The sequence below is a fragment of the Streptomyces akebiae genome, assembly GCF_019599145.1.
In the GTDB taxonomy this organism is placed as follows: Bacteria; Actinomycetota; Actinomycetes; order Streptomycetales; family Streptomycetaceae; genus Streptomyces; species Streptomyces akebiae.
Window position 1 is genome coordinate 1,934,307 of record NZ_CP080647.1, and the last position, 24,062, is coordinate 1,958,368.

Genomic DNA, 24,062 nt, shown 5'->3' on the forward strand with positions numbered 1-24,062 from the left:
CCTCAGCGCACGGCTGCCCCTCCAGCGATCCCACCTTCCGGAGTCCACGCCCATGTCCCATCCGCCTTCTGTCACGGAGGTGTTGTCCGTCTCCGCCGCGGACGGCACACCCCTGGCTGTCTACCGCGATACGCCTGTGCGCCCGCGTCGCGACGGCGCGACGGTCGTCCTCGTGCACGGCGCGTCCGTCACCGCCGACTTGTGGCGTCTGCACACCCGGCACCTGACCGGTCTGGGCCTGGGCGTCCTGCGCTACGACCAGCGCGCGCACGGCCACACCTCCCGAGGCCGGGCACCTCTGACGGTCGAACAGCTCGCCGACGACCTGCACCAGATCCTGACCCGTCTCGTCCCCTCCGGACCGCTCGTGCTCGCCGGCCACTCCTTGGGCGCCCTGGTCCTGCAGGAACTCACCGACCTGCACCCCCAACACCTGACCCGCGTACGGGGCATGGTGCTGCTGTCTCCCACCGCACGCGGTGCGACGGTGCTGCCCGGCCGCGGCCCGTGCGCCTGGCTGTTGGCCGCCGGGCGCAGCCTCGCTGCCCTGACCTGCGCCCACGCACCTCGCGCGGTGGATCTCCTGCGCCGAAGGCTGCCCGCCACACACCCCCACCGCCTCGCCCCAGGCCCCAACCGGTCGGCCGACGGGCCACCGCCGTGCCGCCACGGCGTCCGCCACACCGCGACCGGTGATCTCGCCGCCCTGTGGCAGTCCCTGCGCGACTACAAGCCGCGCGACCTCACCGTCCTGAGCCAGCTCGGCGACCGGCTGCTGCTCATGGCGGGAGCCGACGACCGGCACATCCCCGCCGCCCACACCAAGCAGCTGGCCGCCCACCTCCCTGCCGCCGCACTGGACGTCCTCCCCCGCACCACACACGCCTTGCCCATCCGCCACGCCGCCCTCATCAGCGCCCGCATCGCCCGCCTCGCCGCCGAACCGGGCCAGCCCCATCACCCCCAGGACCAGCTATTTCCAAGCTCCCCGCTTTCCATGCGATTTCACTAGGCACCGGAATTCAATCCAGCACCATGCTCGCCCTGTCCGCCGAAGGCATCCTCCCCAAGGTCGACTACGCCATTTTCGCCGACACTGGCTGGGAACCCAAAGTCGTCTATTCCCACCTCGACCGCCTCGAACAGGAAATCGCCACCCCTGCAGGCATACCCGTCCTGCGCGTCACCGCGGGAAACATTCGAGACGACGCCCTGGATCCCGAGCACCGCTTCGCGTCCATGCCGCTGTACATCCTCAACCAGGACGGGAAACAGGGCATGACCAGGCGCCAGTGCACCGGGGAATATAAAATAAAACCGATCAAGAAGAAGGTCCGAGAACTTCTCGGATACCCCTACCCCCAGCACATCCCCAAGGACATATTCGTCGAACAGTGGGTCGGCATCTCGACGGATGAATTCCACCGGGCCAAGGACGCCGACGTCAAGTACATGCGCAACCGGCATCCACTCATAGACCTCGGCTGGTCACGCGCAGACTGCATCCGATATTTGACCTCTATCGGCCTGGCCGACACTCCAAAATCGAGCTGCCTCGGCTGTCCATTTCACGGAAACGCGCAGTGGAGGAATATCCGGGACAGCAGTCCGGCGGAATGGGCGGACGTGGTCGCGTTCGACGCGGCCATCCGCCAGGGCAACGCCCGCGCCAACGCCTCCGGGAACCGGCTGCTCGGGCAGGCGTTCCTGCACCGCTCCCGCGTCCCCCTCGACCAGGCCCCCATCGACCACGTCACCGCCGCGGAGTGGGCTGCGCGCCAGCAGGAACTCGACGACGGTGCCGTCATGGTGGAGGAGCTGGAGAACGGCGTGGTCGACGGCTGCTCTCCCTGGGCCTGCCGCGGAGCCTCCGAGTACGAGCCGGTGCAGGACGACTTCGGACTGGCCTCGTGAGGAGGATCATCCTCGATCTGTTCGCCGGGCCCGGCGGCTGGAGCCACGCGCTCACCGTCCTCGGCGCGCGGGACATCGGCCTGGAGTGGGACGAGTGGGCCTGCAAGACCCGGGCCATGGCAGGGCAGTTGACGATCAGGACCGATGTCGCCCGCTATCCGACGTGGATCTTCTCCGGCCGGATCCTCGGGCTGATTGCCTCCCCTCCGTGTCAGGCATGGAGCATGGCCGGCAAGCGGCTCGGCCTGGTCGACCAGCCGCTCGTCCACCAGGCCGTCGCCGACCTCGCGGCCGGACGCGACACCCGCGAGCAGCTGCTCGCCGCGTGCGCCGACGAACGCTCTCTCCTGGCGGCCGAGCCCATGCGCTACCTGCACGCCCTGAACACCGTGGGCGAGCCCGAGTGGGTGGCCATGGAAGAGGTCCCCGACGTTCTGCCGTTGTGGAAGCAGTACGCGGCCATCCTGCGCACCTGGGGCTTCTCGGTGTGGGTCGGCATTCTCAACGCCGCCGACTACGGTGTCCCGCAGACGCGGCGGAGGGCGCTCCTGCTCGCCTCCCGGGTACGGATCGCCGAGCCCCCACCTCCCACGCATGCACAACTGGCCGAGCCGGAAAGCCTGTTCGGGCCCGGCCGTGCCCGCTGGGTGTCCATGGCGGAGGCTCTGGGCTGGGGCGCCACCGACCGGCCCGTGCCCACTGTGTGCGCGGGCGGCGGACCAGGAGGCGGCCCAGAACCCTTCCCCTCCGGCTCCCGCAAGACCCTCACCGACGCACGCGCCCGCGGCACCTGGGCAGCCCGCCCCGACTCCGAGATCGTCCTGGCCTCCCAGCGAGAGGGCTCCGGCTGGACCGCCCGGCACGGCGCCCGCGACAACCGCCCCGCAGACGCTCCAACCCCCACGTTCACTGCCGAGGCGCACCGCTGGTCGTGGTCACTGCGCAGCAACAACCAGACCAACGCCACCATCCGCCGGTCCAACGAACCCGCCGGCACGCTCTTCTTCGGCCACCGAGCCAACGAGTGCACCTGGGTCGCCGAACCCACCGTCGAGGCAGCGGGGTCGACACCGGAGCCGATCAAGATCACCGCCCGGGAAGCGGGTGTGCTGCAGAGCTTCCCCGCCGACTATCCGTGGCAAGGCAACAAGGGCCAGATGTTCTCGCAGATCGGCAACGCCGTCCCCCCTCGCCTGGCCGCACACCTGCTCGCCCCGCACCTCAACAAGCCCTTCAACCCTGCTGACTTCACTCTCGCCGCCTGATGCCCCACACCCCCGATCCCCATGACGACGACGGCCTCGACCGCGTCCCGGCGCCGAAGCCCGTGCACTACGCCGAGCAGGCCCTGCTCGGCGCCCTCCTCCTCGAGCCTGCGCGTCTGGCCGACACCGAGCCGCTGATCGCCCACCACTTCGACAGCCACACCCACGCCGCGTTGTTCACCGCGATCCGCACGCTCCCGCCGCCCGACCCCGCCGCCCACGCCAAGGACACCGCCTGGCTCAACGCGGTGCTGGACCACGCCCGTCCTCACGCTCGCGGCCTGAGCGCCTCCTACCTCCACGCCCTCATCCAGTTCTGCCCGCAGCCCAAGCACGCTGCGGCATACGCCAGGATGATCCACGCCGACAACGCTCGCCGGATTCTGCGCGGGCACGCCGAGCGCCTCGCGTCCACCGCAACCGACCCGGGCCTGCCCAACCCGGTAGCCGCAACGCTCGGCCTGGCCAACGACATCGGCCGCGTCCTGGATTCCCTCGCCGAACAGTTCGCCCCGCACCCCGGCTCCTTCCCCCGCACAGCACTCCCCCCGGATGTCCCACGGCAAGCCAGCGAGGAGGACCTCGAGGAAGAGCGCCTCCTCCTGGCGACCGCCACCGCCTATCCGGCAGAGGTCCAGCAGATGCGGTGGCTGACCGAGGCGGACTTCCTGCTGCCGCTGCACGCCGCGCTCTGGCAGTCCATCACGGCGCTGGTCCACCGCGGCGACATGGTCGACCCAGTCACCGTCCTCGGCGAGGCCCAGCACCACGGACTGCTCACCAACTCCCTCACCCCCAAAGACCTGATGGCCCTGGTCTCCATACCCGCCGGCTCCCCCGAGTACTGGGGCGAGAGAATCCTCAAGCGCGCCCTCCTCGCCCGCGCCCACGCGGTTGCCGACCGGATCACCGCCTACACCGACGACCCCGCGAACACCCCCCACCAGCTCATCACCGGCAGCCGCCGCGCCCTGGCCGACCTCAATTCCCTGCGCACCCGCTGGAACCGCGCCACCGCTCCAGCCCCGTCGCCCGCCACCCGGCCCTCGGCACGCCCAGCCCCGGCCCCCCGGGCCGGTCCGCCTCACCGGCCGGCCTTCACCTCCGCACGCACCCACCGATGACCACCGGGCCCGGCCAACCCACATCCGGGACCGAACCCGAATCGAGCCCCACCTCCATGTCCGACCACCCGATCGACGCCCACGTCCGCTTCGACACCCACCCCGCCCACACCAGCGCCGTGACCGCCACCCTCACCGGCACCCACCACCGCGCCGCTCAGGCCCTCCTGGCCGCCCGCGGCTTCGAGAACCTCGACGACCACACCATGGTCCTGGCCCGGATCGACCACGAAGAGCCCTACTGGGCCCACCAAGCCACCCACGCCCTGCACGCCGAAGGCATCACCACCGAGATCACACCCCGGCTACGTGAAGCCATCGACGAGGAATGGACCTGGGCGAACTACCCCATGCACTGGCTGACCCGCGCCGAGGTACGGGAGGTCTCCAACGCAGCCCAGACCATCTACGACGACATCCGCCACGGCCGACTCATCATCCACGCCCATGCCCACGACGGCTGGACCACCGTCGCCATCGGCACCTACCTCGACGGAGGGACCGTCGCCCTGCACGGCGAGAACCACCTGCGCTCCATCGCCGACAGACTCGAATCCCCCGCCCAGGCCCTCGCCTCCTTCCAACGCCTCCACGGCGACGCCGTACGCCCCGGACCCGCACCCATGACCGACATCGAACAGCAGACCGCCCAGGCACGCACCAGCCTCCGTTCACCCGACACGGCGCAAGCCCCCGCCACCCCGCGTATCGAGAGGGGCCCCTCCTACGCCGTCGGCCCCGGCGATCACGAAGCCCTGCTCAACGACTTCCTCACGCAGAACAACGACTGGGAGAAGTACCGCACCTGGGACGACAACACCACCATCGCCGTCCATGAATCGCTCACCCTGCGCGTCCTCTTCGACCACGACGCCCGGTCCCGTGACCCGAAGTGGACCATCGCCGCGTACGAGACACCGGTCAGCGACCGCATGTGGCACATGACCATTGCCGCCACCACACCCGCCACCGTCCTCAACACCCTGCTGACCGTCCTCGCCGCCGAAGACGCATGGGAAACAGCCGTCGGTAGCCCGGTCACCGAGAAGACCGTCACCGACGCAACCCGCCCCCTCACCGAAGCAGGCTGGACGCACACCGTGGACGGACGCTGGCTGCGCTGGCAGACCCTTCAGGAGGATGCCGGCGTGCAATTCGACGCCTTCGCCGCCCAGGCACCCCACACTCCCCTCGACACATGGACCATCTGGGCCGGCCCCAGCATCGACCACCCCGCCTGGGCCATTCGCGCCTCCGTCTACACCCCGTCCGGCCTACTCGCCGACCTCGCCGAAGAACTCGCCCACGGAACCGGAACCCGTCAGACCGCTCCGCAGCACACCACCTCCGTCACCACCACGGCCGTCGCTGTTCCACCGGCCTCCCCTTCGTCGCCGGTGGCAGGTCCCCGGCACTGACTTGGACCTCTAGCCTCGCGTTTTCATGAGCATGCTCGTCCACGTCTTGATCAAATAAGCGGAGAGTGTGGGGCTGGACACCGCGATATCGGGGCCGCTGGCGCCGTGGCGCAAGCCGCGGGACGGTGCACGATCCGGGCAAGATCCTTCTGGATATGGCCCTGGCCGCCGCACTCAGCGGGGACTGCCTGGCCGATGTCGGCATGCCGAGCACGAAGTGACCCCGCTGTACGACAGGGTGACCGTCGTGTCCCTGGCGGAATCCTTCCGTGCGCGCCTCGGTGGTGGTGAGCCCCATCAGTGCGTGGGCACAGCATGGCGTCCGTTGACGCAAGCCCCCTACGGCCGAGGGCCGAGTCGGACAGCCTCGCCTCGTCGACCCGGGACCGGCTTCTTCAGGGATGTTCTCCTCCGAAGCATCGGTATCCCGGCCGAGTTGCGCGCCTTCCCTTCATCCCGATCCGCTGCGCTCCGCCTCGCCGGCGACGCGGTCGGTGCGACGAGGATCTGATACGCCCCCGGGCGGCCGTGCGGGCGGGGGTCGCTTCCACCGACGCGCTCGTTCCACCGGTCATCTCACTGGCTCCTGTCAGCCGGAGCCATGCATCGTGCGAGCGGCTGATGACCGATGGCTCGTTCGTCATGGACTCGGAGGCCGCCGCGGGGAAAGGCACCGCCCTGCTCCAGGCCGCAGTGTGCCGGAGAAGACGATGCAGAAGCTGGTGCCAGTCGCTCCGAGCGGCCCGCCGGAGATGACCAGCCGCGACAAGTTCGGGGCCGAACTCGACTGCCTCTCCACCGATGTCAGCCGACAACTGGCGGCACGATGGTGTGGATCTGGATGAGGTCGCCCGGGCCCGCCGCGACGGCTCGCAGGCTGCCCTGGGTCTCCGCGGAGCCCAGCAGCACCACGCAGGGCCGCCAACGTCGGATTTCGGCCGATCGTTCGACCACGGCTGCGACATGCCGCGTCCGGAGCCACGCCCCGGTTCGTCTCGGCCCAACCCCGCTGCCATCGGGCGCGCAAGTGGGACGAACATCCCCGTAAGGACACGCAAAAATGCGACGTCATAGAAAAACCCCCACACCTCAGGGGGATGGCCACCCGAGCGGCCACCAGCGGGCCTCCGTCACACCGGCGCCACACACTGCGATCCCGGGCCGAGGAGTGCCGACGAGAATCATCGATTCCGCGCCACGCCTCACAGAATGTTGTGCATAGACTCGACGGTCGCAATATTTCAGCCCTACATTCTCGGGCATACCAATCCCCGGGCGCCACGCGCCCTTCCTTATCCGCAGACAGGAGCCACCCCCAATGGCTTTACGGACTCGCCGCTCAACTGCTCGCACCTTCACCGCCCTGGCCGCAGCTGTCGTCCTCTCTTTCACCGGCGCCTCGGCCGCACCGGCGAACGCCCCGGACACGACCGCCACCGCCGCGACGGTCCAACGTCTCAACGGCATCCTCGCCGACGGCGCCACCTGGATCGCCGACGTTCCCGAGAACTGGAACGGCACCCTGATCGTCTTCAGCCACGGCTTCGGCGGCACAGCGGCCGAAAACGCGCCCCGCGAGGCCGTGCGCCTGCGCCTCCTCGAAGAGGGCTACGCGCTCACCGGCTCCTCCTACGACGTGAGCGAGACCCTCTGGGGCCTGGAGAGCGCGGAGCGCGACCAGGTCGCCACCATCGCGGCGGTCACCGAGAAGATCGGCGAACCCACCCGCACCCTCGCCATGGGCCAGTCCATGGGTGGCCTGGTCAACGCCCAGCTCGCCCGCTCCGGGGCCGGTGGGATCGACGGCGCCCTGGGCCTCTGCGGACTCGTGGCCGGCGCCAACGACCTGCACAGCTACCAGCTTGACGCCGAGTACACGATCGCCCGGCTCCTGCTTCCCGGCACGCCTGTGAAGCTGGTGGACTTCGCCTCCGAGGCCGAGGGCGCCGTCACCGGGCGGCAGCTCACCGACGCCGTAGTCGCCGCGCAGGGGACCCCCGAGGGCCGCGCGCGTATCGCCCTCGCCGCCGCCTACCTCAACCTGCCCGCCTGGGCACCCGGCAAGGACCGCCCCGCCGCCGGCGACTGGGCGGAACAGCAGGCCCAGCAGTACGAGTGGCTCGCGCAGGGCGTCCTCAACCGCGTCGAGCCTGCCCGCTACCACGTCGAGAAGGCCCTGGGCGGCAACAACTCCGGCAACAAGGGCGTCGACTACGCGCGGGTGCTCGCGACCTCTCAGCACGCGCCCCTGGTCAAGGCTCTCTACCAGCAGGCCGGCCTGGACCTGCGAGCCGATCTCAGGAACCTGACCGCCAACGCCACCATCACCGCCGACCCCACCGCCGTCGCCACGGCCGAACGCACGTCCTCCGCAGGCCAGGGCCTTGCGGTCCCCCTCCTCAACATCCACACCGTCGCCGACGACCTCGTCCCCGTCGAACAGGAATCCCGCTTCGCCACCCGGGTCCGAGCCGCCGGAGACGCCCCCCTCCTCCGCCAGGCATACATCGAGCGCCAGGGCCACTGTTTCTTCACCGTCGCCGAAACGGTCGCCGCCCTCAACGCCGTGGAACACCGCCTGGACACCGGCCGCTGGGGCAACGCCGCGACTCCCAGCGCACTCCAGCAGTCAGCGACCGCCCTCAACCTCGACGGCGCCGCGTACATCCCATACCGCCCGTCAGACCTGACGATCGCTCGACGACCGTAGGGAACGGATCTGCTGGAACCGGTGAGGCCGGCCTCCATGCCGGACATTGAGCCGCCCACTCAACAAGGCGCTGCTCCGTGGGGGCTGGTCGGGAGTGCGGCGATCAGCCCCGCTGAAGCGCATAGCTCAACTCATCCTGTGAGCTCTCGCAGGAGCCCCCTGGTCCGACGGAAGAAGTCGTCCTGGTCTCCCTGATGCCGAGCCGCAGCAGACGCGGCAACAAAGCGGACACCAGGACCGGCATCGGATGCGGGTGCCGTCAACTCCGCGCCGCTGCGCCAATGCGGTCGGGGTGACCCGCACTTCGTCTGCGAGCAACCGACAGCCCATCTTGTTCACCGAGGATGCCTGCCACCGAACACCGGAACGGCTCGTTTTTCACGATCCCACACGCGGCACGGCTGTCATCGATATCGAGAACCTGCCGCGGAGCGAGGTGACCCCCAACGGTCGTACCGCAGCCGTTCGGGTTCCCCAACTCGCTTGCCTCAGAAGGGACTTGACATCAATTCACTTCACGGAATCCACACCGGATCCACAGGTTCCACTCTATTGTCGAGTACATGACAGACACTTCAGAACCCCCACAGCCGACCACGGTCGGACGCCGCAGCGTCCTGATCGCCGCCGGCGCCACGGCCGCCGCCCTGTCTGTGGGCGCCACCGTCACACTTGAAGCCCCCACAGCCGACATGGACACAGAGAACACGGGCCCCGTGGCCGCCGCGGCCGTCTGCACCCTCACGAGAGAGATGACCGAAGGCCCCTACTACCTCGACGGCCAGTTCGTCCGCTCCAACATCCGCGAGAACAAAACGGGCATCCCGTTCCAGCTCACCCTCACCGTCGTCGACGACGACACCTGTGCCCCACTGAACAATGCTCTGGTGGAGATCTGGCACGCCGACGTGCTCGGTGAGTACTCCGGGTTCGTCGGCGAGAACGGCCACAACGAGCCCGACAACGGCACCTTCCTACGCGGAGGCGTCCTGACGGATTCCAGCGGTATCGCGCGGATCAACACGGTCTACCCGGGCTGGTACCGCGGCCGGTGCGTCCACATCCACCTCAAGGTCCACGTCAACGTCCGGCTCACCCCCGACGGCTCGTTCACCGGCGGACGTGAACTCTTCACCGGCCAGCTCTACTTCGCGGAGTCCGTCACCAGGGCGGTCGCGGCGATCGCCCCGTACCGAAGCAACACGGTCCCCCGCACAACGCTCACCCAGGACTCCATCTATGACGGCGGCGGCGCCGCCTCTGGCCTGCTCACCCTGACGTCCCTGGGCAGCTCACCGTCGGCCGGGTACGCAGGGACCCTGACGGTGGGAGTGGAATCGAGCTGACGCAACCCGTCCCGCTCACCCTGTCCGCCCCGAACCAGGTACTGGCTCCCTCCCCCTTGCGCAGGAGGGAGCCAGTACCGTGTTGCGGCCTCACAGTGCGCCACCAACGTCGGACCCCGTTACCGCAGGGACGCCTCTCGACGCTTGGGCATGCACGGCGTCAAGCTGCACCAGGAGCGTGACGTCAAGGGCCGGGCGGTGACCGACGCCGATCACACCGCATGAGACATGGCCCGCCTCCTCCGCAATTCCGGGAGACCCCGAAGTCAGCCAACGTCCTGGGTGCTGTAGCCGACCGACTGGTCTGCGGCTGCTGGGGGCTGAGGCGGGGAGGCTGGTGTTTCGGAGTGAGTGGCGTGCGTCAGTGTGAGTGCGGTCAGCGGTATGAGGGTGAGGGCGGCCGCCGCTGTGCCGACCAGCGGGGGCCCGGCCTGCTGCAGTGGTGAGGTCAGGGCGATGCCTGCCGTCCAGGAGCCGATGGCGATGCCCACGTTGGGCGCGGCGCCGCTGAGGCCGGAGGCGAGGGTGGGCGCGGAGCCGGCGAAGCGCAGGGCCAGTGCGCCGAGCGCCGGGTTCGCGGCGAAGCCTGTCACACCCATGAGTGTCACCAGGACGACAGTCACCACGGGGCTTGTGGAGAGAACGGTCAACAAGAGCAGGACCAGGGTGGTCGTGGCGGCGGCTGTGAGGAGTGTGGCAAGGGGTCGGCGGTCGCCCAGGCGTCCGCCGACCGTGGTGCCCAGCAGGGCGCCCAGGCCGTAGCCGGTCAGGACCATGGGCACGGCCTCAGCGGGGATGCTGGCCCGTTCGGTGAGCAGGGGAGAGATGTAGCTGTACGTCGCCAGGACGCCGCCCATCAGCAGCGTCATGGAACTCAGTGTCAGCCAGATTCGGACATCCCGCAGCGCGGCGAACTCGGCCCGCACGGACGGCGCTTCGCGTCGCTCGTCGGCGGGGATGTACCGGCCGATGACCGCCGCCGCGCCGGCCGACAGTGCGGCCAGTACCCAGAACGGCCCGCGCCAGCCCGACAGCTGCCCCAGCCACGCGCCCAGCGGGACGCCGGCCACGGTGGCCACGGTCAGTCCTCCCAGGAGCATGCCCAGGGCCCGTGACGTCGCTGCCGGCCCTGCCGCGGTCGTGGCCACGACCGCGCCGACGCACCAGAAGGTCCCGGTGGCCAGTGCGGTGACCACGCGGGCCATGAGCACCAGCGCGAAGGACGAGCTGAGCGCGGCGACCAGGTGGCCGAGGGCGAAGACGACGAGCGCAAGGATCAGCGTGGAGCGCCGGGGCAGGCGCAGCGTCGCGATCGCCATCACCGGTGCGCCGACGATCATGCCTGCAGCGAACGCCGTGATCAGCAGGCCCGCCTGAGACACGCTGACATTCAGATCGTCGGCGATCTCGGGGAGCAGGCCCGCGATGACGAATTCGGTGGTGCCCATGAGGAATGTTCCGGCGGACAGCACCCAGACGACGAAGGGCAGCTTGCGGGGTCGGCCGTCGGTCGGGGGTGACATGCGGTGGCATTCTCTTTTCAGGGCGACGTGCGACCGCCGTGGGGCGGGGGACGCCGTAGAGCATCGCACCGCACGGGCGTTCTGTGAGGGGGAGGAATTTCTCCCTGCTTCGTAGCGGAAGCGGCGAGTGATCTCCCCGGGGAACGACTCCCGGTTCCCCTACGACACCGCCCGGCGGCTATCTGATGAGGATCTCGGCGAGTTGGAGGCGGTACTTGGTGCTCTCGTCCGAGGCGAGTCTACCGAGCCTGGTGGCGTGCAGGCGCAGGTAGCGTCCGGTGGCGGAGGCGAGGGTGTAGGTCTGGGCGGCTCCGGCCGGGTTGGGCGGGCCGGTGACCGTGCGGGCGGTGGTGTTCGAGGTGTCGCCGTCGGCCCGGATCTGAAGCGTGAAGTCGGCTGGGAGGCCCGGCGTGCCGCCACCAGCCCCACCCGTGTCCGTGCGTGGGTAGAGAGTGGCGGAGCCGATCGCCCGGTCGGCGCCGAGGTCGATCTCGATCCAGACGGGCGTGCGGCTGATGTCGGCGGAGGGGAAGTCGATGCTGGTGAAGCCCTGGCGCCGGTCGCGCTGGTGGTGGTGCCGTCCAGGACCCGCGTCTTGCCCCAGTCGCCGTTCTCCAGGGTGAAGTTGGCCGTGACCGTCGTCGCGGCGGCGGGGACGGCGAGTTCGGCGAGCTGGAGGCGGTATTTGGTGGGCTCGTCGGAGGCGGGGCTGCCGAGACGGGTGGCTTGCAGGCGGACGTTCATGCGATCCTCGCCGATGGAAGCCGGAACAACGTCCTGATGCGCCGCTCCCCCGCTCTGGCCTGGCGCGGGAGGCCGGCTACCTCGATCCCGCGTGGGAGCCCGAGAACATCCTCATGTTCGTCAGTCAGTCAGCCCTGTCGTGGGCCGACCAGACCGACCTCGCAATTCCAGACCACCGTTCTGCGGGTAACCGGCGACCACGGCGGAGCTGCCCCGCATCGCGTCGTCCTCTGCGAAGGAGACGGTGGGGGTGTCCAGATCGGTCACGCACAGCACCGCAGCGTCGGTGCCCGGGTCGTACAGAACGACCGTCGCGGGCAGCAGCTCCCCCACCCCTCCGGCCTGGGCCCACGGGCGGTCCACGCCGGCGACGACATGGGCGTTGGTCATCACCAGGCCATCGCCATAGACGAAGCCGCTCCCCTCGGAGCCCCGCCCGGTGCTGCCGACCTGTCCGGTGACCTTCACCGTGCTCTGCTGCGCGACGCGCGTCGCCGTGGCGGTCACGGCGTCGCCGGAGGGCTCGGCGACCCCGGTGGCCGGCTCGCTCTGGAACGCGTTGAGCACTTGCGGGAAACCGGCCTCGGTGAGCACGCCGGAGGCTCGGTCTACCCAGGTGACCGTCTCCCCGGGCAGCCGGTCGGCCAGGGTGCGCATGGTGGTCGACTCGCGTATCTGATGCTGCATGGCGGTCGAGGTGTACGGGGAGTCCAGGGCCGCGTTGCCCGCGATCCATACGACACCGAGCAACGCGGCGGCACCAGTCAGCGCGCCGCCCGCGCCATCGGCCCAGCGCAGCGGACCGCGCGTCGGGAGCCGGCCGCGCAGCCAGAACGCGGGCCGCCGGGCCAGTGCGGCACCGAGGGCGGCCGGGACGAGCACGGTGAGCAAGGCAGCCGTGTTCACGGCCGCCGAGGAGTCGCCGACTCTGTCGAGGACCCAGGGCAGAAGGGCCAGACCGAGTAGGGCGCCCGCCACGGTCAACGCGAGCACGGCCACGGAGGCCGCGAGCCCGCGCCGATAGCCGGATACAGCGAACAGCGGCACGGTCAGCAGGATGAACAGGTCGAGCAGTATCAAATCCCTTTCCTGTCCCCAAAGCCGATTGAATTGGCTTGGGACAGGAAAGACGCCCGGCAGTATTCTCGCCGTTCCCGATTGTGAGCCATATCACTCCGGTGGAATTCAAGGAATACAGCGGCGAGCACTGGGATTTCCCTCCCGGGAAGGCTCTTATCCCAGGAGAGAATTGCTAGCCTCCGATCGCTGACATCGGGCGGTCCGGCTGGACGAAGGTCGGGTCGTCCAGGCCTGCGCCCGCCTTCTTGCCCCACATCGCCGTCCGCCAGATACGCGCTATCTCCTCGTCCGGCGCTCCCGAGCGCAAGGCCGCTCGCAGGTCCGTCTCCTCCGTCGCGAACAGGCACGTACGCACCTGACCGTCCGCCGTCAGACGCGTGCGGTCGCAGGCCGCGCAGAACGGGCGGGTGACCGAGGCGATGACACCCACGACATGGGGGCCGCCGTTGACCAGCCAGCGCTCCGCCGGGGCCGAGCCGCGCTTCGCCGAGCCCTCCTCGGTCAGCTCGAAGCGGGTGCGCAGGGAGGTCAGGATGTCGCCTGCCGTGATCATGCCGTCGCGCTTCCAGCCGTGCTGCGCGTCCAGGGGCATCTGCTCGATGAAGCGCAGTTCGTAGTCGCACTCGACCGCCCAGGCCAGCAGGTCGGGGGCTTCGTCGTCGTTGAGGCCGGGCATCAGGACCGAGTTGACCTTCACCGGGGTCAGGCCCGCCTCGCGGGCGGCGTACAGGCCCTCGATGACGTCCTTGTGCCGGTCACGGCGGGTGAGGGTCTTGAAGACGTCCGGGCGCAGGGTGTCGAGGGAGACGTTGACGCGGTCCAGGCCCGCGGCCTTCAGCGCCGTCGCTGTGCGCTTGAGGCCGATGCCGTTGGTCGTGAGCGACATCTGGGGGCGGGACTCCAGGGCGGCCACCCGCTCGACGATGCCGACCAGGCCCGGGCGCAGCAGCGGCTCGCCGCCGGTGAAGCGGACCTCCTCGATGTCTAGGGAGGTGACCGCGATGTCGATCAGGCGGACGATCTCGTCGTCCGTGAGCAGATCGCTCTTGCCCAGCCACTGCAGGCCCTCCTCGGGCATGCAGTACGTACAGCGCAGATTGCACCGGTCAGTCAGCGACACTCTCAGGTCGGTGGCCACTCGGCCGTAGGTATCGATCAGCACGTTCCTGCGACCCTTCCTGCCCCGTGCCGCGCCGCCTCCGACACCGCCGCGGAAACGCGATGGATCGGGCCGCTGACCTGGACCAGAGGCAAGCCACTCGCTCGGCCGGCGTGGGCGATGATCTCCGCGGTGATCGAGATCGCTGTCTCCTCGGGCGTGCGGGCGCCGAGGTCGAGGCCGATCGGGGACCGCAGCTGGGCCAACTGCTCCGGTGTGACGCCGACTTCACGCAGACGGAGAAGGCGCTCTTCGTGGGTGCGGCGGGAGCCCATGGCGCCGACGTAGCCCACGGGCAGGTCGAGTGCCAGCTGCAGCAGCGGGATGTCGAACTTGGCGTCGTGGGTGAGCACACAGACGGCGGTACGGGCGTCCACGGCCGTCTGTGCCAGGTAGCGGTGGGGCCAGTCGACGACCACCTCGTCGGCGTGCGGGAAGCGGGCTTCGGTGGCGAAGACGGGGCGGGCGTCGCACACGGTGACGTGGTAGCCCAGGAACCGGCCGGCCTGGGCGAGGGCGGCAGCGAAGTCGATGGCGCCGAAGATCAGCATGCGGGGGCGGGTGGCGGCCGCGTGGACGAGGACGGTGAGCTGCTCGGGGCAGGTGTCGGCCTCGCCGCCGAGAGCGAGAAGTGCCGTGCGTCCGGTACGGAGTTGGGCGGTGGCCCGGTCCGCCACGGCCCGGCCGGTCGGCCCGTCGGCGAGTGCGCGGTCGGCGATCCAGCTGTCGCCGAGCACGCTCAGCGTGGCGCCGAGCAATCCCTCAGGCCCGTCCACGACCTGGGCGACGGCGGCGGGCCGGCCCTCGGTCGCCTCGGCGAGCGCCCCGCCGAGATGCGGCTGGGCGGCGGGGTCGATGCGCTGGATGAGGACGTCGAGTTCGCCGCCGCAGGTCAGTCCCACGGCGAAGGCGTCGTCGTCGGAGTAGCCGAACCAGGCCCGCTGGGCAGGCCCTTGGTCGTGCAGTACCTGTCGGCACAGCTCGTACACCGCGCCTTCGACGCAGCCGCCGGAGATGCTGCCGATGGCGTTGCCGTCCTCGTCGACCGCGACCGACGTACCGATGGGCAGGGGTGCGCTGCCGGTGACGTCGACGACGGTGGCCAGGGCGAAGGGGCGTTCCTCGCGGCACCAGCGGTGCAGTGTGTCCGCGATGTTCAGCATGGGGGGTCTCCAGAACGGACGGTCGCTGTCGCAGTAGGTGGCTCGGGCCGCCGCCGCGTCGACGGGGGCGTGTGCGCGGCGGCGGCCCGGGGAGGTCCGGCAGCCGTACGGGGGGTCGGCTGCGGGACCCGTCTAGGGAGGCGGTGGTGTCAGAGCAACCCCTCGGCGGTGATGGGCAGTTGGCGGACCCGCCGACCGGTGGCGTTGTAGACCGCGTTGGCGATGGCGGGCGCCACGCCCACCTGGACGACCTCGCCGAGTCCCTTGACGCCCAGCAGGTTGCCGGCGTTGTCCTCGCCGTCCAGGTAGATCGCCTTGATGTCGGGGACGTCGGCGTTCACCGGGACGAGGTAGTCGGCCAGGCTGGCGTTCACGATCCGCCCGTCCCGGTGGTCGGTGACCGTGTGCTCAAGGAGCGCCTGCCCGATGCCGCCCACGATGCCGCCGAACGCCTGGCTCTCGGCCAGCTTGGGGCTGATGATCCGGCCCGCGTCGTACACGCCGAGCATCCGCCGCACCCGCACCAGCCCCAGGTCCGCGTCCACGGCGACCTCGGCGAAAGTGGCGTTGTAGGCGAAGTAGGCGGACCGCTCACTGCCCGGCCCGCTGTAGGTACCGTCGGCTTCCAGTTGGTCGCGCTTGTTGCGGGCCAGCAGGCGCTTGTACGTCTCACCACGGGCGGTGTTGTTCTGCACGTGCAGTCGGCCGCCGCGGACGACCACGTCGTCCGCGTTCACGCCGTACAGCGGCGACTCGCGGTCCTCGACGGCCAGCTTGATCGCCTGCTGCCGCACCTTGTTGCAGGCGTCGACGACGGCCGAGCCGACGCTGGCCATGGTCGCCGAACCGCCGTGCGGCGAGGTCGGCGGATAGAGGGAGTCACCGAGCCGGAAGGTCACTGTGCGCATGGTCAGCCCGAGCGCGTCCGCTGCCACTTGGGTCTGGGAGGTGTACGTGCCCGGCCCCATGTCACTCGTGGCCGCCTCGACCACCGCGGTGCCATCGGCGTCCAGACGCGCCCGCGCCTGCGCGGGATACCGTCCCGGGTCGTAGACACCGGCGGCCATGCCCAAACCGATCAGCAGGTTCCCCTCCCGTGTGGAGCGCGGCTTCGGATTACGGCGGTCCCAGCCGAACTCGCGGGCACCGACCGTGTAGCACTCGCTGAGCCGCCGGGTGGAAAACGGCTCGTTCGTCGCCTCGTCCTCGCTCGGCTCGTTGCGCCGGCGCAGCTCGATCGGGTCAATGCCCAGTTCATGCGCGAGTTCGTCCATCGCCGACTCGATCACGAACGACCCGGTGGCGAAACCCGGCCCGCGCATCCAGATCGGGGTGTTCACGTCCAGCGGCACCTGCCGGTACGCCTGGCGGACGTTCGGCATGCTGTACATCATCTGCCCCGGCGACCCAGCGCCTTCGAAGAACGTCTCGTACGAGGACGTCTCGGCGTCGATGTCGTGGATCGCGGCGTTCAGCCGGCCGCGCCGGTCGCTGCCCAGTTGCAGCCGGTACTCGTACGCGGGCCGGAAGCCGGTGCCGAAGTACATCTGCTTGCGGCTGAGCACCAGTTTGACCGGGCGCCGCGTCACCCGCGCGGCGAGCGCGGCGACGATCGTGTGCGGCCAGCAGCGCAGTCCGCTGCCGAAACCGCCCCCGACGAACGGGTTGATGACCCGCACCGCGTCCGCCGGCAGGTCGAAGACCGCGGCGATCTCGTCGTGCGTGCCCATCACCCACTGGGTCTTGTCCCAGACTGTGAGCTTGTTGCCGTCCCAGCGGGCGACGGTGGCGTGCGGCTCCATCGGGTTGTGGTGGTTGCGGGCCAGCTCGTACGTCAGGTCCAGCCGTACGGCCGAGGAGCGCAGCCCGGCTTCCGCGTCACCGCGCGCGTAGTTCGTCGGCTCGCCCGGCTCGGCCTTGGCGATGTCGGTCGAGGGCCGCTCGGCGTCGTAACGGACCTCGACCAGGCTCGCCCCGTGCTGGGCCGCCTCCAGCGTGGTAGCGACCACCACGGCGACGGGCTGGCCGTGGAAGAGCACCCGGTCGTCCTGGAACACCCGCAGCCTGCGCCCGGCCGGGTTGTTCGAGCCGGCGTTGTCCCGGTACGGGAGCTTCGGCGCGTTGCCGTGGTGGATCACCCGCAGCACACCAGCGTGTTTCTCCGCGGCGCGCGTGTCGATGGATCTGATGCGGCCGCGGCCGATGCTCGCGTCGACGATGACGGCATGCACGACACCCTTGAGGTCGTGCTCGGCGGCGTACTCCGCCTTGCCCGTGACCTTCAGCACGCCGTCCACCCGGGACAGCGGTGCGCCTACGGCTGCCTGCGGCTGGGGGCTCATTCCATCTCTCCTACGGTGCGCAGCTGGCGTTCGACGGTCCGCTTCAGGAGCTCGACCTTGAACCGGTTGTGCTGAAGGGGGCGGGCACCATCGGCCGCGTGACTCGCGGCCTCGGCCCACAGGCGGTCCGAGGGGCGCTCGCCGATCAGGGCACGCTCAACGGCCGGAAGCTTCCACGGCACCGTCGCCACAGCGCCGGCGGCGACCTTCGCCTCGCGGATCACCCCGCCCCGGATGTGCAGTGCGACGGCCGCCGAGGCGAGCCCGAACGAGTAGGACTGCCGGTCGCGGAGCTTCAGATAGGCCGACTTCAGCGGACGCGGATACGCCGGGATCTCGACCGCCGTGATCAACTCACCCCGGCGGATGTTCTGTTCGCGCTGCGGAGTGCTGCCGGGCCGGAGCAGGAAGTCGGCGAAGGGCAGGCTGCGCTCCTTGCCGTCCGGAGCCTGCAGGTGGACCCTCGCCTCCAGGGCGGTGAGGGCGACGGCGAAGTCGGACGCGTGCACGGCCACGCAGTGATCGGAGCCGCCGAGGATCGCGTGGCCACGGTTGTAGCCCTGCAGAGCGGCGCAGCCGGAGCCGGGCTCGCGCTTGTTGCAGTCGGCGGTGACATCGCGGAAGTAGGTGCAGCGGGTGCGCTGCATAATGTTGCCGCCGATGGTGGCCATGTTCCGCAGTTGGGCCGAGGCGCCCCGCAGCGCTTGGGCGGCCACCGGGAAGAGGGAGTTCAGCTTGGGGTCGGCGGTGGCCACGGCCATCGGGACCAGGGCGCCGATGCGGATGCCGCCGCCCGCGGTGGCGGTGATGTCACGCAGGGGCAGGGCGCTGATGTCGACGAGTGTGTCGGGGGTTTCGACGGTCTCGCGCATCAGGTCGACCAGGGTGGTTCCGCCGGCGATGTAGCGGCCACCGCGTCGGCCGGCGTCCAGGGCTTCCCGGACGCTGCTGACGCGGGTGTAGGAGAAGGGATGCATGGGGCCGCTCCTTACTTCCGGGCGGCGGTCTGCTCGACCGCGCGCACGATTTTCACGTAGCAGCCACAGCGGCAGACGTTGCCGCTCATGTACTCCCGGATCTCCTCCGGCGAGTTGGTGTGGCCCTCCTGGATACAGCCGACGCCGGACATGATCTGGCCCGGAGTGCAGTAGCCGCACTGGAAGGCGTCCTCGTCGACGAACGCCTGCTGCAGCGGGTGCAACTTGTCACCCTTGGCCAGACCCTCGATCGTGGTGACCTCGGCGCCCTCCAGCCGAACCGCCAACGTCAGGCAGGAGTTGACCCGCTGCCCGTCGACCAGCACCGTGCACGCCCCGCAAGCCCCGGCGTTACAGCCCTTCTTCGAGCCGGTCAGGTCGAGATGTTCCCGGAGCAGATCCAGCAGCGAGGTGCGGTTGTCGACCGTCACGGTCCGCCGGGTGCCGTTCACCGACAGGGACACACGGCTGGAGGGCGCCGCCCCCGTGGCGGTCGCCTCCTCGGCGCCGGCCAGGAACGTTCCTCCGGCCACCACGACACCGCCCACCGCGACACCGGTGGCGATGACGGTGCGCCGACTGGGCCCCGAGGGGGACTCACCGGCTCCGGTGGGCGGAGGAACAACAGAATCAGGGAGTTCAGAGGACATGCATTCGCCTTTGCATCACGGACGGATCAGTCGTGTACACCAGCGGGAGACCGGGCACGAGATCGACGCCACCGCGGAAAACTGGGTGACCGCTCGCCTCGACCGGGCGACTGATCACGCGGGAAGTCTTGCACCACAGGCGTCACCCATGGCAGGGAGGTTTTCCTCCCCCCTTGCTTTCCCTTGGTTTTCCCTTGGTTTTTTGCCCGCAAGTAAGCGCTAGGTAATGAATGAAGGACCGTCGAAGGCTCGGCAAGTCGACGCCCCTCGAATTCACCACGGAGGGGACAACAGCAGTCGGCGAGAGAGCCCGTTTCGGGCGAGAAGGTGCGTACTGATCTTGTAGGGCGTCGGCGCCTCGACCGGCTGCCATGACGTCACTCAAGGTCTTCACACGCTGCGTGTCCACCGCTGACGGAGCCGCCCGCTGCGACCGCGCGCACAGCGGGCCTCGTCACCCAACAGGCCGCGGATCCATCGGGACCGCGATCCGGTGACTGAGCGGCGCCAGCAGCCTGGGCCACAGGGAACACCCCCGCCAGGCGCCGATGATGATCTAGACGAGTCATTCCGAATGCTGACGGTGCGTTCGGGAACGCAGACAGGGCGTCCAAGATCGATCTGTGACGAATGACCTGGACGCCCTGCTCACCGCACTGTACGTGAAGATCGACGACGAGATGGGAGACACCCGATGGCTGGGACGGCCGCCCCGGTTGACGGACTCCGAGCTCGTCTGCCTCGCCGTTGCCCAGGCGATGCTCGGCTTCGCCTCGGAGTCCAGGTGGCTGCGGTTCGTGGGCTCCCGCTTGGCTGCGATGTTCCCGTACGTACCGAAGCAGCCGGGCTGGAACAAGCGGCTGCGGGCCGCGCTGCCCCTGGTCAAACGAGCCATACGGCTCCTCGCGGCGGACACCGACTTCTGGTTCGACAACCACTGGATCATCGACTCCACCCCGTCGAGTGCGGCCGTTCACGGCCCACGGTGAAGCGGTCGGACCTGGCCGGCTGGGCCGGATACGGATACTGCGCCAGTCACTCCCGATTCTTCTGGGGGCTGCGGCTGTACCTGGTGTGCACCCCAACCGGCATGCCGATCCTGTGGGCCCTGGCGAACCCAAAGCTGGACGAGCGCGAGGTGCTGACGGCAATGCTGGACCGCGAGCCGGACGCGGTCACCGACCGGCCCGGCCTGCTACTGATCGCGGACAAGGGCTTCGCCTCCAAAGAGTTCGAGGCGGACCTGGCGTTGCGCGGGGCAGAGTTGCTGCGGCCGTCGTTCAAGCGGGAGAAGCACCGCAAAGGCGAGTCCCTGCTGAAGTCGGTGCGGCAGCTGATCGAGTCGGTGAACGACACTCTCAAGGGCCAGCTCGACCTGGAGCAGCACGGCGGCCGGACCTTCGAGGGCGTCGCCGTCCGCGTCGCCCAGCGCGTCCTCGCACTGGCCGTGGCGATCTGGCACAACCACAAGACCGGACAGCCGGTCATGCGATCCCTGATCGCCTACGACCACTGATCACATCGGAATGACTCGTCTAGGAATTAAAAGCGGGGGCGTGCTTGATTTTTTGTGGGCCGTTGAGGAGGTTGTGCGGTTGGAGAAGGCCGGGCTCGACGCCGTCTGGGTGGCCGAGGCGTACGGTTTCGATTCCCCGACCCTCATGGGCTATCTCGCCGCCCGCACCGAGCGCGTGACAATCGGCTCGTACATCATCAACATCTACTCACGGACGCCTGCGCTGATCGCCCAGACCGCCGCCGGACTCGACGTGCTCTCCCAGGGCCGTGCGCTCCTCGGGCTCGGCGCGTCCGGCCCGCAGGTCGTCGAGGGCTGGCACGGCCGGCCGTACGACAAGCCGCTCGGCCGCACCCGCGAGACCGTCGAACTGTGCCGCCGGATCTGGCGACGCGAGGTGATCGACCACCATGGCATCGTCGACATGCCACTGCCGCCCGAGAAGGGCGGCACGCTCGGCAAGCCCCTGAAGTTCCTCAACCACCCGGTACGCAGCGAGATACCGATCCACGTCGCGGCCCTCGGCCCGGCCAACGTCCGGATGACCGCGGAGATCGCCGACGGCTGGCTGCCGCATCTCTTCATCCCCGAGAAGGCCGGACAGATCTGGGGCGGCGCACTCGCCGAGGGACTGGCACGCCGGCCCGCGGAACGGGGGAATCTCCAGATCGCCGCGGGCAGCCTCCTCGCAGTCGGCCAGGACGCGGCAGCCGCCCGCGACCTGCTCCGTCCGATGATCGCCCTCTACCTCGGCGGCATGGGCGCCAAGGGCAAGAACTTCTACAACGACCTGGCCCGCGCCCACGGGTACAAGGGTTGGCACTGACGAGCTGCTGAGCACCGCCCATCGGGATCGCTGAAACGGGGCGGGCTTCCCCAGCGGTGGGTCGAGTCGATGTCGACCGCTGGACGCCATCCTCGCCTCCGCCTTACGCGTTCTCGGCGGACGTGAGCGCAGGCTGCGGATTCCCACCCATCCCCCAGGCCCCGGAGGATGGCCGGTCGGCCTCACACCTTCCATGACCTGAAGCCCGCATGTGAGCGATGCGTGAGCGGGCAGCAGAGGCGAGCCGTCACCCGCCGGTTCTTGCGCCGAGGGCGTCCTCTGACTGGACCGCCCTGTGTGAAAGACGGGATCACACTCCGAGGCACAGGTGTTCGCGACCCCTTCGCCGGTTGTGCGCGCACGAGCGACCAGTACCGGTTCGACGGCCAGACGCGTGACGCACCGGTCGGCCCGTGCGAGACGCGTCCGGGGTCTCCTTCAGCGGCCCGCCGCGCTGCTACGACGTCACGTGTCGCCGCCTTCATGGCCCGGTCGTCCGCGCAGTGAGATCGCAGCGGCCCAGAGACGAGACAGGTGGTCGACGACTTCGTTCTCGTCGAGCGGCTCCTTGAGCGAGTACATGACGTGGGCGACCTGCTCGACCATGGCGCCCAGGGCAATGGCGGTGAGCCGGGGATCGAGGCTCGGGTCCGCCAGCCCTGCCCCCTGCAGGCGCCGCAGGCCCTCCTCACCACGGGTGACGTACAGCTCACGGACCTCCAAAACCATCTCGCGCATGGCTTCGTCCGAGTCAGCGCCCTGCTCGACCAGGCGCAGCACCTTGGAAGCTTCGGCCCAGGCACGAAGGTAACGGCGGTTCGCCTCGACGATACGCGTGTAGGCGTCGTCCGCCGTTGCGGGCGAGACGAGGCTGGCGGCGAACATCTCCCCGGCAACGGCTCGCACGACGGTGCGCAGGAGGTCTTCCTTGGACTCGAAGTAGGTGTAGAACGTGCCGTAAGAGACGCCTGCGGCCTGGGCGACCGTCTCAGGGCTGAAGCCGGACAGCCCGCACTGCTCGAGGATCTCCCGCCCTGCCGAGATCAGCGCATCACGTGTGCGCCGCCCTCGGGTCGTGGTGGGCATCGGCGGTGCAGGCTTCGTTCTGGATCGTCCCATGTACCTATTCCATCAAACGGGAAGAGTGGTGGTGAGCGGTGGCATGCAGCAGACGACGCGCGGCACGCAGTCACCGACCCGGCCGCCTCCGCATCGGCTCGCACGGCCGGCGCTGTGCGGCCGCGCCCGGGGAGGGCGATGCTGTGGCGTCGGCCAGTCTCCATTCGGGGTGGTCCCGAAAGGCTCGGCTACAGGCGGCGCCAGGGCAGCCAGACCGGCAGGTCGGAGGGCACCGTCTGCGGGAACTTCGGCTTGCGCCGCTCAAGGAATGACGCCACGCCTTCCGCCGCGTCACGGTTGGCGCCGATCTCGAACACGAGGCGCGAGTCGACGCGCTGCGTCGGATACGGCGACTCCTGGAACGCCAGTCGGTAGATCATCTGCCTCAGGACGGCCACGGAGACGGCCGCCGTGTTCTCCACGAGGTCTCGGGCGAGGCGGCGGGCCGCCTCAAGCAGGTCATCGGGTTCGTGGATGCTGTGGACCAGCCCTGCGGACTGGGCTTCCGCCGCGCCGAAGACGCGTCCGCTGATCATCCAGTCCATGGTGGTCCCGAGTCCGACAAGCTTGGGCAGGAACCATGCGGAGGCACCCTCGGGATAGATTCCGCGCCGGCTGAAGACGAACCCGAAGCGGGCGTCGGTAGAGGCCAGCCGGTAGTCCGCAGGCAGGATGATGGTCGATCCGCCTCCGACTGCGGCACCGCGCACGGCGGCTATGACCGGCTTGTTCATCTCGTAGATGCGCAAGGAGCAGCGGCCGGCAGGCTCCTTCCAGGCCTCGTCGAACTCGGCCGGCAAGCCACTGGTGTCGAAGCCGCCGCCGGAGAGGTCGGCGCCGATACAGAAGTTGCTGCCCGTGGCAGTGAAGATCACTGCGCGCACGTCCGAATCGGCGTCGGCCAGATCGAAGGCTTCCTCGAGCTCGTCGGCCAGTGCCGGGGTGTATGCGTTGCCTGTCCCGGGGTCGTCGAGCGCGATCGTGGCAACTCCGTCCGCGACGTCGTAGTGGACCAGGTCGAATGCGGACACGCCTCACTCCTATCTGACAATTTTATCGACTGCATGAGAGCGGCATGCGCTCAGAACCTACGCCAGGCCAGGCATGGATCAGCAGTTGACAGTGACCATGGCCACTTGGGGCATCGTCTGCAGACTTGACTATTTTGTCAATCCAGCTAGCGTGA

At 69.4% G+C, this 24,062-nt stretch carries 18 protein-coding genes and 3 pseudogenes; 10 read left to right on the forward strand and 11 right to left on the reverse strand.

All coding sequences use genetic code 11. The features are described from left to right. The first annotated feature begins 52 nt into the window (after positions 1 to 52). From K1J60_RS08590 to K1J60_RS45705, 6 genes and pseudogenes are all read left to right on the forward strand, one after another. A complete protein-coding gene (locus K1J60_RS08590) occupies positions 53 to 1,012 on the forward strand; it encodes an alpha/beta hydrolase (RefSeq protein WP_220645662.1) in 960 nt (319 codons plus the stop codon). A gap of 23 nt (positions 1,013 to 1,035) precedes the next feature. Continuing rightward, positions 1,036 to 1,914 (forward strand): adenine nucleotide alpha hydrolase family protein, encoded by an 879-nt coding sequence (locus K1J60_RS08595; RefSeq protein WP_220645663.1) that lies wholly within the window; start codon positions 1,036 to 1,038, stop codon positions 1,912 to 1,914. Positions 1,915 to 1,919: 5 nt separating this feature from the next. After that, positions 1,920 to 3,179, forward strand: a complete 1,260-nt coding sequence (locus K1J60_RS08600) for a DNA cytosine methyltransferase (protein ID WP_220651366.1) — start codon at positions 1,920 to 1,922, stop codon at positions 3,177 to 3,179. Continuing rightward, complete coding sequence (locus K1J60_RS08605; protein WP_220645664.1) at positions 3,179 to 4,303, forward strand: DnaB-like helicase N-terminal domain-containing protein; 1,125 nt, start codon at positions 3,179 to 3,181, stop codon at positions 4,301 to 4,303. Before K1J60_RS08600 ends, K1J60_RS08605 begins: the two co-directional genes overlap by 1 nt. Before the next feature lie 56 nt (positions 4,304 to 4,359). Next, positions 4,360 to 5,721 (forward strand): DUF317 domain-containing protein, encoded by a 1,362-nt coding sequence (locus K1J60_RS08610; RefSeq protein WP_220645665.1) that lies wholly within the window; start codon positions 4,360 to 4,362, stop codon positions 5,719 to 5,721. Between the two features lie 58 nt (positions 5,722 to 5,779). Beyond that, a pseudogene (locus K1J60_RS45705) lies at positions 5,780 to 5,927 on the forward strand (IS1380 family transposase); the annotation flags it as partial. Between the two features lie 598 nt (positions 5,928 to 6,525). Here K1J60_RS45705 and K1J60_RS08615 read toward each other — a convergent pair. Beyond that, positions 6,526 to 6,675, reverse strand: a complete 150-nt coding sequence (locus tag K1J60_RS08615; protein WP_220645666.1) for a hypothetical protein — start codon at positions 6,673 to 6,675, stop codon at positions 6,526 to 6,528. Positions 6,676 to 7,039: 364 nt separating this feature from the next. Between K1J60_RS08615 and K1J60_RS08620 the strand changes: the two genes are divergently transcribed. Together K1J60_RS08620 and K1J60_RS08625 are read left to right on the forward strand one after the other, a co-directional pair. Then, positions 7,040 to 8,431 carry an alpha/beta hydrolase gene (locus K1J60_RS08620; protein ID WP_220645667.1) on the forward strand — a complete coding sequence of 464 codons (1,392 nt, stop codon included), beginning with the start codon at positions 7,040 to 7,042 and terminating at the stop codon, positions 8,429 to 8,431. A gap of 563 nt (positions 8,432 to 8,994) precedes the next feature. Beyond that, the gene (locus K1J60_RS08625) at positions 8,995 to 9,777 is read left to right on the forward strand and encodes an intradiol ring-cleavage dioxygenase (RefSeq protein ID WP_220645668.1); all 783 of its coding nucleotides are present in this window, start codon (positions 8,995 to 8,997) and stop codon (positions 9,775 to 9,777) included. Between the two features lie 266 nt (positions 9,778 to 10,043). Here the strand turns inward: K1J60_RS08625 and K1J60_RS08630 are convergent, their stop codons facing one another. The 8 genes from K1J60_RS08630 to K1J60_RS08665 form a co-directional block, all read right to left on the reverse strand. Then, positions 10,044 to 11,300, reverse strand: coding sequence for an MFS transporter (locus K1J60_RS08630; protein WP_220645669.1), 1,257 nt, complete (start codon positions 11,298 to 11,300; stop codon positions 10,044 to 10,046). Positions 11,301 to 11,478: 178 nt separating this feature from the next. Further along, positions 11,479 to 11,985, reverse strand: coding sequence for a discoidin domain-containing protein (locus K1J60_RS46865; RefSeq protein WP_317619748.1), 507 nt, complete (start codon positions 11,983 to 11,985; stop codon positions 11,479 to 11,481). Between the two features lie 179 nt (positions 11,986 to 12,164). After that, positions 12,165 to 13,124 (reverse strand): CvpA family protein, encoded by a 960-nt coding sequence (locus tag K1J60_RS08640; RefSeq protein ID WP_220645670.1) that lies wholly within the window; start codon positions 13,122 to 13,124, stop codon positions 12,165 to 12,167. Positions 13,125 to 13,296: 172 nt separating this feature from the next. Beyond that, positions 13,297 to 14,286 carry a GTP 3',8-cyclase MoaA gene (moaA, locus tag K1J60_RS08645; RefSeq protein WP_220645671.1) on the reverse strand — a complete coding sequence of 330 codons (990 nt, stop codon included), beginning with the start codon at positions 14,284 to 14,286 and terminating at the stop codon, positions 13,297 to 13,299. Then, entirely contained in the window at positions 14,280 to 15,446 is a 1,167-nt protein-coding gene (locus K1J60_RS08650; protein WP_220645672.1) for an XdhC family protein, read from the reverse strand. The genes moaA and K1J60_RS08650 overlap by 7 nt, the downstream gene beginning before the upstream one ends. Before the next feature lie 149 nt (positions 15,447 to 15,595). Beyond that, complete coding sequence (locus K1J60_RS08655; RefSeq protein ID WP_220645673.1) at positions 15,596 to 17,788, reverse strand: xanthine dehydrogenase family protein molybdopterin-binding subunit; 2,193 nt, start codon at positions 17,786 to 17,788, stop codon at positions 15,596 to 15,598. Next, the gene (locus K1J60_RS08660; protein ID WP_220645674.1) at positions 17,785 to 18,765 is read right to left on the reverse strand and encodes an FAD binding domain-containing protein; all 981 of its coding nucleotides are present in this window, start codon (positions 18,763 to 18,765) and stop codon (positions 17,785 to 17,787) included. Before K1J60_RS08660 ends, K1J60_RS08655 begins: the two co-directional genes overlap by 4 nt. Positions 18,766 to 18,776: 11 nt before the next feature. Beyond that, a complete protein-coding gene (locus K1J60_RS08665) occupies positions 18,777 to 19,415 on the reverse strand; it encodes a (2Fe-2S)-binding protein (protein WP_220645675.1) in 639 nt (212 codons plus the stop codon). Between the two features lie 623 nt (positions 19,416 to 20,038). Between K1J60_RS08665 and K1J60_RS08670 the strand changes: the two are divergent. Together K1J60_RS08670 and K1J60_RS08675 are read left to right on the forward strand one after the other, a co-directional pair. Next, positions 20,039 to 20,931: pseudogene (locus tag K1J60_RS08670) on the forward strand (IS982 family transposase). Positions 20,932 to 20,941: 10 nt separating this feature from the next. Then, a pseudogene (locus K1J60_RS08675) lies at positions 20,942 to 21,745 on the forward strand (LLM class F420-dependent oxidoreductase); the annotation flags it as partial. 477 nt (positions 21,746 to 22,222) lie between these two features. On the opposite strand, the gene K1J60_RS08680 reads toward K1J60_RS08675, so the two are convergent. Further along, the gene (locus K1J60_RS08680) at positions 22,223 to 22,843 is read right to left on the reverse strand and encodes a TetR/AcrR family transcriptional regulator (protein ID WP_220645677.1); all 621 of its coding nucleotides are present in this window, start codon (positions 22,841 to 22,843) and stop codon (positions 22,223 to 22,225) included. Positions 22,844 to 23,064: 221 nt separating this feature from the next. Then, the gene (locus K1J60_RS08685) at positions 23,065 to 23,907 is read right to left on the reverse strand and encodes an enoyl-CoA hydratase-related protein (protein ID WP_220645678.1); all 843 of its coding nucleotides are present in this window, start codon (positions 23,905 to 23,907) and stop codon (positions 23,065 to 23,067) included. Positions 23,908 to 24,062 lie beyond the last annotated feature (155 nt).